Annotated in this window: 14 protein-coding genes; 4 read left to right on the top strand and 10 right to left on the bottom strand. The window is 60.4% G+C overall.

The genetic code is table 11. The features are described from left to right. Positions 1-113 precede the first annotated feature (113 nt). From yjiA to QWI20_RS26095, 3 genes are all read right to left on the bottom strand, one after another. Complete coding sequence (gene yjiA, locus QWI20_RS26105) at positions 114-1,085, bottom strand: GTPase (RefSeq protein ID WP_369307858.1); 972 nt, start codon at positions 1,083-1,085, stop codon at positions 114-116. Between the two features lie 132 nt (positions 1,086-1,217). Next, positions 1,218-1,415 (bottom strand): YbdD/YjiX family protein, encoded by a 198-nt coding sequence (locus QWI20_RS26100; protein WP_065987541.1) that lies wholly within the window; start codon positions 1,413-1,415, stop codon positions 1,218-1,220. 26 nt (positions 1,416-1,441) lie between these two features. Beyond that, positions 1,442-3,511 carry a carbon starvation CstA family protein gene (locus QWI20_RS26095; protein WP_369307857.1) on the bottom strand — a complete coding sequence of 690 codons (2,070 nt, stop codon included), beginning with the start codon at positions 3,509-3,511 and terminating at the stop codon, positions 1,442-1,444. Positions 3,512-3,664: 153 nt separating this feature from the next. Here QWI20_RS26095 and QWI20_RS26090 point away from each other — a divergent pair, with 153 nt between their 5' ends. Continuing rightward, positions 3,665-4,033 (top strand): PilZ domain-containing protein, encoded by a 369-nt coding sequence (locus QWI20_RS26090; RefSeq protein WP_369307856.1) that lies wholly within the window; start codon positions 3,665-3,667, stop codon positions 4,031-4,033. A gap of 12 nt (positions 4,034-4,045) precedes the next feature. Here QWI20_RS26090 and radA read toward each other — a convergent pair whose 3' ends face one another. After that, positions 4,046-5,413, bottom strand: coding sequence for a DNA repair protein RadA (radA, locus tag QWI20_RS26085; protein ID WP_074888638.1), 1,368 nt, complete (start codon positions 5,411-5,413; stop codon positions 4,046-4,048). Positions 5,414-5,612: 199 nt separating this feature from the next. Between radA and mscL the strand changes: the two genes are divergently transcribed. Then, complete coding sequence (gene mscL, locus QWI20_RS26080) at positions 5,613-6,062, top strand: large-conductance mechanosensitive channel protein MscL (protein ID WP_133776875.1); 450 nt, start codon at positions 5,613-5,615, stop codon at positions 6,060-6,062. Positions 6,063-6,202: 140 nt separating this feature from the next. On the opposite strand, the gene QWI20_RS26075 is transcribed toward mscL, so the two are convergent. After that, positions 6,203-6,979 carry a ferredoxin--NADP reductase gene (locus QWI20_RS26075; RefSeq protein ID WP_192173258.1) on the bottom strand — a complete coding sequence of 259 codons (777 nt, stop codon included), beginning with the start codon at positions 6,977-6,979 and terminating at the stop codon, positions 6,203-6,205. Positions 6,980-7,299: 320 nt separating this feature from the next. On the opposite strand from QWI20_RS26075, the gene QWI20_RS26070 reads away from it, so the two are divergent. Together QWI20_RS26070 and QWI20_RS26065 are read left to right on the top strand one after the other, a co-directional pair. Continuing rightward, positions 7,300-7,548, top strand: coding sequence for a helix-turn-helix transcriptional regulator (locus QWI20_RS26070; RefSeq protein WP_369307855.1), 249 nt, complete (start codon positions 7,300-7,302; stop codon positions 7,546-7,548). Between the two features lie 143 nt (positions 7,549-7,691). Further along, positions 7,692-8,816, top strand: a complete 1,125-nt coding sequence (locus QWI20_RS26065) for a methyltransferase (RefSeq protein WP_369307854.1) — start codon at positions 7,692-7,694, stop codon at positions 8,814-8,816. Between the two features lie 103 nt (positions 8,817-8,919). On the opposite strand, the gene QWI20_RS26060 is transcribed toward QWI20_RS26065, so the two are convergent. The 5 genes from QWI20_RS26060 to choX form a co-directional block, all read right to left on the bottom strand. After that, positions 8,920-9,120, bottom strand: coding sequence for a DUF2474 domain-containing protein (locus QWI20_RS26060; RefSeq protein ID WP_369307853.1), 201 nt, complete (start codon positions 9,118-9,120; stop codon positions 8,920-8,922). Between the two features lie 57 nt (positions 9,121-9,177). Beyond that, a complete protein-coding gene (gene cydB, locus QWI20_RS26055) occupies positions 9,178-10,185 on the bottom strand; it encodes a cytochrome d ubiquinol oxidase subunit II (RefSeq protein ID WP_122536680.1) in 1,008 nt (335 codons plus the stop codon). A 3-nt stretch (positions 10,186-10,188) separates the two neighbouring features. Next, positions 10,189-11,628: a cytochrome ubiquinol oxidase subunit I gene (locus tag QWI20_RS26050; protein ID WP_192173262.1), complete on the bottom strand. Its 1,440-nt coding sequence runs from the start codon at positions 11,626-11,628 to the stop codon at positions 10,189-10,191. A gap of 334 nt (positions 11,629-11,962) precedes the next feature. Next, positions 11,963-12,898, bottom strand: coding sequence for an alpha/beta hydrolase (locus QWI20_RS26045; RefSeq protein ID WP_369307852.1), 936 nt, complete (start codon positions 12,896-12,898; stop codon positions 11,963-11,965). 39 nt (positions 12,899-12,937) lie between these two features. Further along, positions 12,938-13,879: a choline ABC transporter substrate-binding protein gene (choX, locus tag QWI20_RS26040; RefSeq protein WP_369307851.1), complete on the bottom strand. Its 942-nt coding sequence runs from the start codon at positions 13,877-13,879 to the stop codon at positions 12,938-12,940. Positions 13,880-14,320 lie beyond the last annotated feature (441 nt).

Here is a 14,320-nt window from a genome sequence, read left to right as displayed (position 1 = left end):
TAGGGACGGGATGTGGGGTTTAGAAGCGTAGGGAGGGGGGTTGAAAGTACGATTCGGAACGGTCCTACGCAGGCGGCATAGCTCGTCTTACGGACCATTCCCGCACGCGATATCTAATCTGCAGCAACGCCCGCAAAGCCGGCCCGGATCTTCTCTTCCGGCAGTTCATCGGCAATGAACACGATCACGCTTTCGCGCTTTTCGCCGTCCGCCCACGCCACATCGAAATCAAATCCGTAGAGTTTCAGCACCCCCTGAAACACCAGCTTGCGGTCTTCACCGGCGATGTTCAGCACGCCTTTGTAGCGCAGCAGTTGTTTGCCGTGCTCTTCCAGCAGCTCGTTCATGAAGGTGCTGAGCCTGTCGATATCCAGCGGCTGGTCACTGCGCAGAACCAGGCTGCTGATGCGGTCGATGGAGCGGCCTGCCGGAGCCGCCGGGCGCAGGGTCATGCCGCCGATGTCGGCATTGAGGTTGAAGCCTCGCACATCCAGTAGTTCGGCGAGGTCGATCTTGCCGTGCTCGACCACGCGAATCGGCGCACGTCGGTTGATACGGGTCAGTCGCTCGCTTAGTGCGTTGAAGGTCGCCTCATCCACCAGATCGGTCTTGCTCACCAGCAGACGATCAGCGAAGCCAATCTGCGCCTGGGCGATGGTCTGCTCCAAGTGCGTGTCGGCGTGGGCCGCGTCAACCAGCGTGATGATGCCGTCGAGGATGTATCGCTCACGCAGCTCCTCGTCGATGAAGAAGGTCTGGGCCACCGGTGCGGGGTCTGCCAGGCCAGTGCATTCGATGACCAGCCGATCAAACGAGATCTCGCCGCTGTCGAGCCGCTCCAGCAGCAGATACAGCGCTTTGGTGAGGTCGGTGTGAATGGTGCAGCAGACGCAGCCGTTGGACAGGGTCATGACCTGCACGGGCTCGTCGCCCAGCAACTGGGTGTCGATGCCGGCGTCACTGAATTCGTTCTCGATCACGGCGATCTTCAGGCCGTGCTCTTCCTTGAGCAGATGGCGCAGCAAGGTGGTTTTGCCGGCGCCGAGAAAGCCGCTGAGGATCGTGACGGGGATAGGTGTGAACAAAAAAAAGACCTCAATTCGCTGAAAAAAAACAGGAGTGAGGTTGCTGGCGATTCGAAATGTCAGTCAGTACAGCGGCGACTGAATCAGCGGATCGCGAGCAAGCTCACTCCTACATGACCAAGGGTCACATCATTAGCAACACTTGGGCCCGCCCTTCCCGCCGTAACGTGCGTCCTGGCGTTCCCGAAAGAACGCTTCGTAGGACATCACCGGCTTGTCCGGGTGGGTCTTCTGCATATGCTCAACGTAGTTGTCGTAATCCGGCATGCCCACCATGAGGCGGGCGGCCTGACCGAGATACTTACCCAGGCGACTCAGATCGTTGAACATAGGCAGCTCCTCGCGTTACAGCGCACTCAATGGGTTTCCGGGAAGGCCTGGAACGGCGACTCTTTGTCGGTACGCTCTTTCTTGACCCACGCTGCACGACCGACCTTCAGCGCATAGAACAGAATGCTCAGGACCACGAACAGGAACAACGTGGTCAGGGTGGCGTTGGTGTAGGCGTTGAAGATCACGTGCTGCATCTGATCCATGGTCTTGGCCGGGGCCAGCACCTGACCGGCATCCGCCGCCGCGCTGTATTTCTTCGCCAACGCCAGGAAGCCCACCGCAGGGCTCGGGTCGAACAACTTGATGAAGCCTGCCGTCACGGTGCAGATCAGCAGCCATGAAGCCGGCAGGATGGTGACCCAGACGTACTGCTGACGCTTCATTTTGATCAGCACAACCGTCGCCAGCATCAGCGCGATACCCGCGAGCATCTGGTTGGAGATACCGAACAGTGGCCACAACGTGTTGATCCCGCCCAGCGGATCGATCACGCCTTGATACAGCAGATACCCCCACAGCGCGACGCAACCACCGGTGCCGATGGCGTTGGCGGTCCAGGACTCGGTACGTTTCAGCGAGGGCACGAAACTGCCCAGCAGGTCCTGCAGCATGAAGCGGCCAGCACGGGTACCGGCATCCACTGCGGTCAGGATGAACAGCGCTTCAAACAGAATCGCGAAGTGGTACCAGAACGCCATAGTGTTCTGACCCGGGAAGGCCTGGTGCAGGATCTGCGCGATACCCACTGCCAGCGTCGGTGCTCCACCGGCACGGGCCAGCACGGTGTTTTCGCCGATGTCCTTCGCCACAGCGGTCAATTGATCCGGTGTGATGAGGAAGCCCCAACTGCTGACCATCTGCGCGACCGAAGCGACGTCGGAGCCGACGATGGCCGCCGGGCTGTTCATCGCGAAGTACACGCCTGGCTCGATGACCGAGGCCGCGACCATGGCCATGATCGCAACGAACGACTCCATCAGCATGCCGCCGTAACCGATGTAACGGGCGTTGACTTCGTTATCCAGCAGTTTCGGCGTGGTGCCCGAAGAAATCAGCGCGTGAAAACCGGAGACGGCGCCACAGGCGATGGTGATGAACAGGAACGGAAACAGGGTGCCTTTCCAGACCGGACCGGTGCCGTCGGTGAACTGCGTCAGCGCAGGCATTTTCAGCTCAGGCGCAAGAATCAGGATGCCGATCGCCAGCGCAATGATGGTGCCGATTTTCAGGAACGTGGACAGGTAGTCGCGAGGCGCCAATACCAGCCAGACTGGCAGCATGGCAGCCACAAATCCGTAACCGACCAGCATCCAGGTGATCTGCACGCCAGTGAACGTGAACATCGGCGCCCACTCAGGACTCGCTGCCACAAGACCGCCGACCCAGATCGACAGCAGCAACAGCACAACGCCCACCACCGAGATCTCGCCGATACGGCCCGGGCGGATGAAGCGCATGTAGATGCCCATGAACATCGCGATCGGAATCGTCGCCATGACCGTGAACATGCCCCATGGGCTCTCGGCCAGAGCCTTGACGACGATCAGCGCCAGCACCGCGAGGATGATGATCATGATCAGGAAACAGCCGAACAACGCGATGGTGCCGGGAATCCGGCCCATTTCTTCGCGGACCATGTCGCCCAGGGAGCGACCGTTACGGCGCGTGGAAAGGAACAGGATCATGAAGTCCTGAACCGCACCCGCCAGCACGACGCCGGCGATCAGCCACAGCGTGCCGGGCAGATAGCCCATCTGCGCGGCGAGCACCGGACCGACCAGCGGACCGGCGCCGGCAATGGCCGCGAAGTGGTGACCGAAGAGAATGTGTTTGTTGGTGGGAACGTAGTCGAGCCCGTCGTTCTTGAGCACCGCGGGGGTTGCCCGGGTCGGGTCGAGTTGCATGACCTTGGTTGCGATGAACAGGCTGTAGTAGCGATAAGCGACCAGATAAATGGCCACTGCGGCAACCACAATCCAGAGTGCATTGATCGCCTCCCCGCGACGCAATGCAACCACACCCAGAGCCCAGGCCCCAAGGATCGCAACAATCAGCCAGGGCACGTGGCGCAGCAGACCATTATTGTTTTTCATTTTTTTTGTTTCCAACTGAGTGGACTTATTGTTGTTCAGCAAGCGGAGTTTAGCGCCGCCGGAGCGAAAGGCTACCCCCACGATGGTCTAGCGCGATATTTGTCCTATAGTCAACGCAGCGGGCGCTTCAGGCGCTGAAGGAGTAGTAGCGTAATGACCGAGAACCACAATGAACGTCGTCGCTTCAAACGTGTTGCATTCGACGCGAAAACGAAGCTCACCCAAGGCGGCAAAACCTGGACAGTCCAGCTGATTGACCTGTCGCTCAAAGGGTTGCTGATCGAAAAGCCGTCACCCTGGGAGGGCGATCCCGGCGAGCGCTTCATGGTCGACATCGAGTTGCAGGACGGTATTGATGTCGTGATGGAGGTGCAGCTAACCCACGATGATCACAATCACTTGGGCTTTGTCTGCAAGCACATCGAGCTCGATTCAGTGACGCACCTGCGCCGGCTGATCGAGCTCAATATTGCCGACCACGATGAACTGGAGCGTGAGCTGGGCGCGCTGATACATCTATAGAACGCGCTGCCCTTACTCGAACAACGCGTCCAGCGCTTGATCCAGGCGAGTCACGCCAATCACTGTCAGGCCCGGCGGCGACTCTTTCGGGGCGTTGCCCTTGGGCACGATGGCCCGTTTGAAGCCGTGCTTGGCCGCTTCCTTGAGACGCTCCTGACCGCTCGGCACAGGGCGCACTTCGCCGGACAAGCCTACTTCGCCAAACACCAGCAAGTCGCCCGGCAGCGCACGGTTGCGCAGGCTGGACATGACGGCGGCCATCAACGCCAGGTCGGAAGCGGTTTCCAATACTTTCACCCCGCCCACGACGTTGAGAAACACATCCTGGTCATGGGTGGGGATGCCGCCGTGGCGGTGCAGTACGGCCAGCAACATGGCGAGGCGGTTTTGATCCAGACCCAAGGTCACGCGTCGAGGATTGGAGAGGTGGCTGTCATCGACCAGCGCCTGCACCTCGACCAGCATCGGCCGGGTGCCCTCCCATGTCGCCATGACCACGCTGCCCGCGACTTCTTCCTGCGCGCGTGTGAGAAAGATCGCCGAAGGGTTCGAGACTTCTTTCAGGCCTTTGTCGGTCATGCCGAAAACGCCCAGTTCGTTCACCGCGCCAAAACGATTTTTGACCGCACGCAGCAAACGCAGGCGGCCATCGGACTCGCCTTCAAAATACAACACGGTGTCGACCATGTGTTCCAGGACGCGAGGCCCGGCAAGCGCGCCTTCCTTGGTGACGTGGCCGACCAGAAAGATCGCGGTACCGCTCTGCTTGGCGTATCGCACCAGCAACGCGGCACTCTCGCGAACCTGGGATACGCCGCCGGGCGCTGATTGCAGCTGTTCGGTGAAGATGGTCTGGATCGAGTCGATCACCATGACCTTCGGCTGCTCGATGCGCGCCGTGGCAATGATGGTTTCGATGCAGGTCTCGGTCATGACCCGCAGTTTGTCCTGGGGCAAGCCAAGCCGACGGGCGCGCATCGCGACCTGCTGCTGCGACTCTTCGCCAGTGACGTACAGCGCCGGCATGCGCTCGGCGATGGCGCATAGGGTTTGCAACAGAATGGTCGATTTGCCGATGCCGGGGTCGCCGCCAATCAGCACCACAGAGCCATCCACCAGGCCGCCGCCGAGGACACGGTCCAGCTCAGTGGAGTTGGTGGAAAAACGCGGGATTTCTTCGACACTGACTTCCGCCAGGGTTTTGATCTGCGCCTGCTGGCCGGTCCAGCCGGAGCGACCGCTGGGCGCCGCTGCGGTGCTGTTGTCGATCACGGTTTCAACGAGGGTGTTCCACGCGCCGCATTCGCTGCACTGGCCGGCCCATTTGGGAAACGTCGAACCGCACTCGGTGCAGCCGTACATGCGTTTGGCCTTGGCCATGACACCCCCGATGTAAAAAGGGGGCAATCATACCCGATGCGTCAAACCGCCGGTTGCGGCGCCATCGGCCACGCATGCTTTTGGAGGATTAAATAAAACTTACCGGGATGGACCCGGTCGATTGCATGGATTAAGCGAGATGCAGCTAGCTGACTTACAATGCATTTACCACTCTCATCTGTAACAAAGGAATACACCCATGAGCGTACTAAGCGAGTTCAAAGCCTTTGCCGTAAAAGGAAACGTCGTCGACATGGCCGTCGGTATCATCATCGGCGCGGCATTCGGCAAGATCGTTTCGTCGTTCGTCGGCGATGTAATCATGCCGCCCCTCGGGTTGCTGATCGGCGGCGTGGACTTCAGTGATCTGGCTATCATGCTGCGGCCTGCTGAAGGGACTGCACCTGCAGTGGTGCTGGCCTACGGCAAGTTCATCCAGACCGTGATCGACTTCATCATCGTCGCGTTCGCCATCTTCATGGGCGTCAAGGCGATCAACCGCCTGAAACGCGAAGAGGCCAAGGCACCGACCCTGCCGCCAACCCCGTCCAAGGAAGAGCTGCTGTTGGGCGAAATCCGAGACCTGCTGAAAGAGCAAAACAACAAGCCGGCTGCGCCACTGCCGGTGACGCCTGATCGGTTCGTCTAACCGCTAACACGGTTCATGTGGGAGGGAGATTGCTCACAAAGACGGCGTTGCAGCCGCTAAAAATTTAGCGGATGTAGCAGGTCTTTTCGCGAGCAAGCTCGCTCCCACAAAGGGTTTGCAGCAGTCATCGCAGCACAAACCTACCAGTAATTCTCCACCGCGATCTGTCCCGGCTTGCGCGTCAATGCCAGGCGCATGTCACGGGTTTTCAGTACCGCGCGGGTGTCTTCGATCATCTGCGGATTGCCGCAAATCATCACCCGTGAGTGCTCGGGTGTCAGCGCGACGCCGGCCGCCTTCTCCAACTCACCGTTTTCGATCAGCGTGGTAATCCGTCCGTTGAGCGCACCGGGATGCGGCTCCCGCGTCACCGTTGCGATGAATCTGAACTTGTGCGCGTACTCGGCCAGGTATTCGCGCTGGGTCAGCTCGGCGATGAGCTGCTGGTAAGCCAGTTCCCGGGACTCGCGGACGCTGTACACCAAAATGATGCGCTCGAATTTTTCCCAGACTTCGAAGTCCTGCAGGATCGACAGAAACGGCGCAACGCCGGTCCCTGTGGATAACATCCAGAGGTCGCGACCATCGGTGAAGCGATCAAGGGTCAGGTAACCCACCGCCTGTTTTTCCACCATCAGCGTGTCGCCCTGACGAAGCCGGCTCAGCTCGCTGGTGAACTCACCGTTGGGCACCACGATGGAGAAGAATTCGAGGAATTCATCGAAGGGCGAAGACACCACTGAGTACGCCCGCCACACCGTGGTGCCGTCGGCTTTGGTCACGCCCAAACGTGCGAACTGTCCTGCCGTGAAGCGGAAACCGGGATCGCGAGTGGTGCGAAAGGTAAAGAGACTGGGAGTCAGCGGCGTAACGTCCAACAGTGTTTGCCGGGTGAATTTCTCTGCACTGGCCGTCATGGGGCGCTCCTGGCTCCTGTCTCACAAAAATGGGTGATCAGTGTCCCGCAAACCCGCCGTGATAAACACCACCGGTTTGTAGTGATATCCGCAACAACCGATGCGATTTTTAGAGCATTTCGCTATCGGCGTTATCGCCAGGTGATTCATGCAGACGCACACAATCGTCCTAACCTTCTGATTAAATTAGATTTTCCAACTCATGTCTGCAGCCAATAGGGGCGGTAGTTCGACGCGACCACGAACCGCGCTCCATCCGGGGCCGTGATTGTTTCCTAGACTTCGATCAGGACGATCAAGACTGAGCATGGAGGCACACGATGGGTATTCGGAAGCTGGGGGAAGACTGCACGGCGAGTGCGGAGACGCTGACCTACAAGGGCCTGACGATCAGAGAGGTGGAGGTATTGAAGTGGTCCGCGACTGGCAAGACGGCAGCAGAAGTCGCGTTGATCCTGGATGTCACAGCGCGCACCGTTAATTTCCACGTTGGCAAAGCCATCCAGAAGATCGGCGCCTGCAACAAGATGTCGGCAGTGGTCCAGGCAACGAAAGATGGGGTGATCTAGGCACAAGACGAGGCAGGGCGAAAAGCCCGGTGCGTCCGGGCAAAAACACGTAAAATCGCCGGCTTTGCGAACCTGGACACGCCGGCGGTGTAACTGCCGCCGACACGCCGGTCGCGCCATCAACGACTGGAACTGCTCCGCCCATGCCGCTGCTTACCACCCCGTTTGCCCAGCTCGACCTGATCCGCCAGCCGGAACAGTCGGATGAGCCCTTGCAGGCCTTCGATGCCGCCGACGAGTACCTGCTCAATCACGTCGCGGAACAGGGCGTGACGCTACAAACGCGGGTGCTGGTGCTCAACGACAGCTTCGGCGCACTGGCGGCGAGTCTCGCGCCCCACGCCACGGTGGTCAGCAGCACGGATTCGTTTCTGGGCGTTCAGGCGCTGAGAAAAAACCTGGTGCGCAGTGACCAGGCCCATGATGCAGTGCAGGTGATTCCCGCCAGTGCGCCGTTCAGCGGACCGTTTGACTGGGTGCTGATTCGCGTGCCGAAGACCCTCGCGCTGCTGGAAGAACAGCTGATTCGTTTGCAGGGCCAACTGGCCCCGAACGCCAAAGTCGTCGCTGCCGGGATGATCAAGCACCTGCCCCGCTCGGCTGGCGAACTGATGGAAGAGTACATCGGCCCGGTGCAGGCATCCCTCGCGGTGAAAAAGGCGCGGCTGCTGTCCTGCACCCCTGAAACCAGAACCGTTCAGCCCTCGCCCTACCCCACCCGTTACACGCTGGACGAGCCAAAGATGGAGTTGATCAACCACGCCAACGTGTTTTGCCGCGACGGTCTGGACATCGGCACGAGGGCGTTCCTGCCGTACTTGCCCAAGGGCCTGGGCTCAGCGCGGGTCGCCGATCTGGGTTGCGGCAATGGCGTGCTCGCCATCGCCAGCGCGCTGGACAACCCCGACGCCCATTACACACTGGTGGACGAGTCGTTCATGGCGGTGCAGTCGGCGCAGGAGAACTGGGCGTTAGCCTTCGGCGAGCGCCCGGCGGTGATTCACGCAGGTGACGGGCTGGCGGCGCAGGAGCCCGATTCGCTGGACGTCATCCTGTGCAATCCGCCGTTTCACCAGCAGCAAGTGGTCGGCGATTTCCTCGCCTGGCGGATGTTCCAGCAGGCGCGCTCGGCACTGGTCACCGGCGGCGCGCTGTACATCGTCGGCAACCGGCATCTGGGCTATCACAGCAAACTGGCGCGCTTGTTCAGGGGCGTGGAACAAGTGGCGGCGACGCCGAAATTCGTGATTCTCAAGGCGCGTAAGTAGAAACCTCTTCGCGAGCAAGCTCGCTCCCGCAGTGTTGCTGCAACGCCAACATGACCGCACAAAAAAACCCGCCGAAGCGGGTTTTTTATTGAGCGAGCATCACTCAGTGCGATTTCATGCCTGCCGCCGTCATGAACATGCGCAGCAGCATGGCGACCACGAACAGGGCCAGTACGCTGCCGGTCCAGATGGTCACCAGCCAGCCGATGCGCTGCCACAGTGGCTTGCCCTGCGCTGGATCAACTTCGCGCTTGTGCTCATCCTGATTTCGGGCGTCGTGCTGAATAGACTCTTTAAGCGACATCGCTAAACCCTCTTATCGCGCAGTCCGGCCCCGGCGATACACCGGGGCCGCGACCGGCTAGTGATAGCCGTGTTCGTGGGTGACTTTGCCGCGGAATACGTAGTAGCTCCAGAACGTGTAACCCAGGATCAGCGGAATGATGAACAGCGTACCAACCAGCATGAAACCCTGACTCTGTGGCGGCGATGCGGCTGCCCAGATCGACACAGTCGGCGGAATGATGTTCGGCCACAGGCTGATGCCCAGCCCGCTGTAGCCGAGGAAGATCAACACCAGCGTCAACAGGAACGGCGCATAGTTGGCGTTGCGCGCCACCGCTTTGAACAGGCCGTACATCGTCAGCATGACCAGTGCCGGCACCGGCATGAACCACAACAGGTTAGGCAGGCTGAACCAGCGATCGGCGATGGCCTGATGCGCCAGTGGCGTCCACAGACTGACGATCGCCATGACCACCAGCGTGGCGAGGGCCAAAGGGCGTGCCAGATCGTGCATGGCTTTCTGCAACGGCCCCTCGGTTTTCATGATCAGCCAGGTGCAGCCGAGCAAGGCATAGGCCACGATCAGCGCCAGACCGCAGAAGACCGAGAACGGCGTCAGCCAGTCCAGCCCACCGCCGGCATAGGCACGGTCGACCACGGGAATACCGTCGATGTACGCGCCCAGTGCCACGCCCTGGAAGAATGTCGCCACCAGGGAACCGCCGATGAACGCCTTGTCCCACAGGTGCCGCTTGACGTCAGTGGCCTTGAAGCGGAACTCGAACGCAACGCCGCGAAAGATCAGCCCGAACAGCATGAAGATCAGCGGCAGGTACAGCGCCTCAAGCACGACCGAGTAGGCCAGCGGGAAGGCGCCGAACAAGCCGGCCCCGCCCAGCACCAGCCAGGTCTCGTTGCCGTCCCAGACCGGCGCGACGGTGTTCATCATCACGTCGCGGTCGGTCTTGTCTTTCATGAACGGGAACAGTATCCCGATGCCCAGATCGAAGCCGTCCATGATGACGTACATCATGACGCCGAAGATGATGATCACGGCCCAGATCAGTGGAAGATCGATACCCATGGCTCAGTTCCCCTCAGTCAGGCTGTCTTTGCGGTGGTCCGTGCTGCTTTCATCAGCAGCAGAGAGAGGACGCGCCGGAGTGCGTTTCTGCCCTGGTCCGCCATGTGCCGGAGTATCACCTTCGTGGGTTTTGGGCCCTTTGCGTACCAGACGCATCATGTAGCCGAAGCCTGTGCCGAACAGCAGGAAATACACCACGACGAACAACACCAGCGTGATGCTTAGCTGCTCAACGCTGTGGCGGGAGGCGGCATTGGCCGTGCGCATCAGCCCATAGACCACCCACGGCTGACGCCCGATTTCGGTGGTGAACCAGCCCGCCAGCATGGCGATCAGACCGGCCGGCCCCATGCACATGACCAGACGCAAGAACCAGCGATTGGTGTACAGCCCGCCGCGCCAGCGCAGCCAGGCGCTCCACAGACCGACCGCGATCATCAGCATGCCCAGCGCCACCATGACGCGGAACGACCAGAACACGATCAGCGAATTCGGACGGTCTTCCGGCGGGAAGGACTTCAGCGCCGGAATCTGCTTGTCCAGGCTGTGGGTCAGGATCAGGCTGCCCAGATACGGAATCTCGACGGCGTACTTGGTGCGCTCCTCCTTCATGTCCGGGATGCCGAACAGGATCAGCGGGGTCGGCTCGTCGCCGACGTTTTCCCAGTGACCTTCGATGGCTGCAATCTTGGCCGGCTGGTGCTCAAGGGTGTTCAGCCCGTGAGCGTCGCCCACCATTGCCTGAATCGGCGCAACGATCAACGCCATCCACATGGCCATGGACAGCATTCTGCGAATCGCAGGGTTGTCGCGGCCACGCAGCAGATGCCAGGCCGCCGAGGCGCCGACGAAGAACGCTGTTGCGACAAAAGCGGCGATTGCCATGTGCGTCAGTCGATAGGGGAACGACGGGTTGAAGATCACCGCGAACCAGTCCACCGGAATCACCCGGCCATCGACGATCTCGAAGCCCTGAGGGGTTTGCATCCAGCTGTTGGAAGCCAGAATCCAGAACGTCGAAATCAGTGTGCCGACTGCCACCATCGACGTGGCGAAGAAGTGCAGGCCGCGACCGACGCGGTTCCAGCCAAACAGCATGACACCGAGAAAACCCGCTTCGAGGAAGAATGCGGTCAGCACTTCATAGGTCAGCAGCGGCCCGGTAACCGCGCCGGCGAAGTCGGAGAAGCGGCTCCAGTTGGTACCAAACTCATACGCCATGACCAGACCCGAAACCACACCCATGCCGAAGTTGACGGCGAAGATCTTCGACCAGAAGTGATAAAGGTCGCGGTAGGTGTTGTCATGGGTTTTCAGCCACAAGCCTTCGAGCACCGCAAGGAAGCTCGCCAGACCAATGGTGATGGCAGGGAAAAGAATGTGAAATGAAACGGTGAACGCAAACTGGATTCGGGCGAGATCGAGCGCCTCTAAGCCGAACATAGGTCTTCCTCTATCAGGTGGAACTGGCTTCAGACTCAGGGCCTTCAGCGACTGCCCCCGGTGTATTGAGTACGAGGTGTGGCGTTTGTTCTCTTGGATTCGTGCTCAGGTCGGCGACCGGGGGATGCGTCAGGCGGCCAGTTCGATCAATACAGTTCAGAGCATTGATCCAGGTCAGCTGACATTGAAAGAGTAGTCCCATTTTGGGACTTGCTCTGCGTGGTCTTTTGTCGCGTGGCGAGTTGACTCACCCGTCAGGGCGGTGCAGTTGGCGGGAAGCAGAGCAGAGTGGCGGATTTGCAGCGCAGCACTGACAAAGCGCTAGCGCAAGGCCCTACAACGGATCGCGAACAAAGCCCAACAGCGCAGAAACCAGTCGCTGATAAAGCACGTCGACTTCCGGCACCTGGCCTTTGGCCCTGAGGCTGCCGTGAAGCAGCCCGAGGCCGGGATCGAACTCGGTGCGCACGCCCGCTTCACGCAGCGCGCGCTCGTAGCCAACGCCGTCGTCACGCAGCGGGTCGAACTGCGCGACGGCAATGAACGCAGGCGCCAGGTCATGGAAATCAGCTGCGTGGAGCGGACGGGCATAGGCCGATTGTTCGTCCGGCGCCATGTACAGCTGCCGGTAGAACCCCAGCTCATCGGTGGAAAGAAGCGGTGCATCGGCGCATTCACGGCACGAGGGAAGATCATTGGCGCCGCCCAGTTCCGGGTAAATCAGCGCCTGCCCGACCGGCTGACGCTCACCGGAATCGCGCAGCGCCAGACACACCGCAGCGGCGAGATTGCCACCGGCGCTGTCCCCGGCGATGGCGATGCGACGCGGGTCGATGTCCAGCCGCTGCGCCTGAATCTGCAAGGCGTGCCAGACCGCCAGACAGTCGCCGAACCCGGCGGGAAACGGGTATTCGGGCGCCAGCCGGTAATCCACGGCGACGACCACGGCGTTGAGGTCGGCCGCCAGGGCTGCAGTCAGAAAGTCATGGGAATCGAGATCCCCGACCACCCAGCCGCCGCCGTGGATGTACATCACGCACGGCGCCGGATGTTCGAGGGACAGCCGCCGAGGTCGGTAACTGCGCACCGCCACGCCGCCGAGAGCGAAATCCCTTACATCGAGATGCGCCGGACGGGTGGGCGTGAACGCTTCACTCATCCGCGAATACGCGCGGCGCTGCTCGTTGATGTCCTCGGACGCGCTGCTGAAGCTTAGCGTTTTGGTCACGAACGCCGTCATTTCGGGGGACAGCAGGTAAGACTTGGGCATTGGCTGCTCCAGCCCGAGCCCTTGGCCAGGCCTGCGTGTTTATTTGCTCACCGCCACTTGCACGGCAGTTGCTGCATCTTTGCCATCGAAAGTCGTCACGCCATCCAGCCAGCGCTTCATGTCCTCAGGATGATCCTTGAGCCACTGGCGAGCAACGTCGTTCGGCGCCTTGCGGTCCATGATCGGCACCATCATCTGGCTTTCCTGTGCGGCGGTGAACTTCAGGTTGCTCATCAGCTTGCTGACGTTCGGGCAGCGAGCCGCGTAATCGGGCGCCGTGACCACTGAAACGGTCGCCGCGCCTTCGCCCGGGCCGAACACGTCTTCGCTGCCGGTCAGGTAGGCGATCTTCATGTTGATGTTCATCGGGTGCGGGGTCCAGCCGACGAATACCACCCATTCGTTACGCTTGATCGCGCGCTGCACCGCGGCGAGCATGCCTGCTTCGCCGGACTCGACCAACTGGAAACCGCCGAGCCCGAACTGGTTCTTCTCGATCATGCCCTTGATGTTGGCGTTGGCACCGGTGCCGGGCTCGATGCCGTAGATCTTGCCGCCGAGCTTGTCCTTGAATTTGGCGATATCGCCGAAGGTTTTCAGCCCGCCTGACGCCACGTAATCCGGCACCGCCAGCGTGGCCTGGGCATCACTCATGCTCGGCACGTCGAGCACCTTGACCTGATTGGCCGCCACAAAGGGCGCGATGTTCTTGTCCATCGCCGGTTTCCAGTAACCCATGAACACGTCGAGCCGGTCGTCACGCAAGCCGCCGAAGACGATTTGCTGGGCGGCGCTGGTCTGCTTGACCTCATACCCCATGTTCTGCAGCAGCACTTCGGCGACAGCGCTGGTGGCGACGACGTCCGTCCAGTTGACCACACCCATGCGCACGTTCTGGCATTTGGCGGGTTCTGCAGCCAGCAGGACGGTGCTGCTCAGCATCAACACAGCGCAACTGAAATGACGAATAAATGACTTCATGGATGCTCCTCGGGTCGGCTCGTTATTTTATTCAGCTCTTTTCGGCAGTTTTTCAAGGCTTGAAGACCCACGGCAATTCGGTGGCTGCCGCGTCGATGCAAGGTACGCAGCAGACCTGAGCATCAAGCGCACCAGCGCGACCTGTGCTTGCACTGGGGCGACATCGAATGAAGGGGGATTCAGCAGCAGAAGATGATCGTTCCCACGCTCCGCGAGGTAACGAAGTTGATGACGGTCTGATCGTTCCCACGCTCCGCGTGGTAATGCAGTTCATGACGCTCTGCGTCATTAGGTACACGCAGCTTCCGGGGGAGGCGTTCCCACGCAGAGCGTCACTAGTGTCCGGGGAAAGTCCGGAGGGGGAGCTTGCTCCCCCTCTCTGACAGCATCGATAGGGCATAATCAGTCTTTTCCGACTCGGTTTTCGCGATGTTTTCCAGC

The organism is Pseudomonas sp. W2-17 (genome assembly GCF_041060445.1).
In the GTDB taxonomy this organism is placed as follows: domain Bacteria; phylum Pseudomonadota; class Gammaproteobacteria; order Pseudomonadales; family Pseudomonadaceae; genus Aquipseudomonas.
This window is presented reverse-complemented; position numbering and strand designations above follow the sequence as displayed.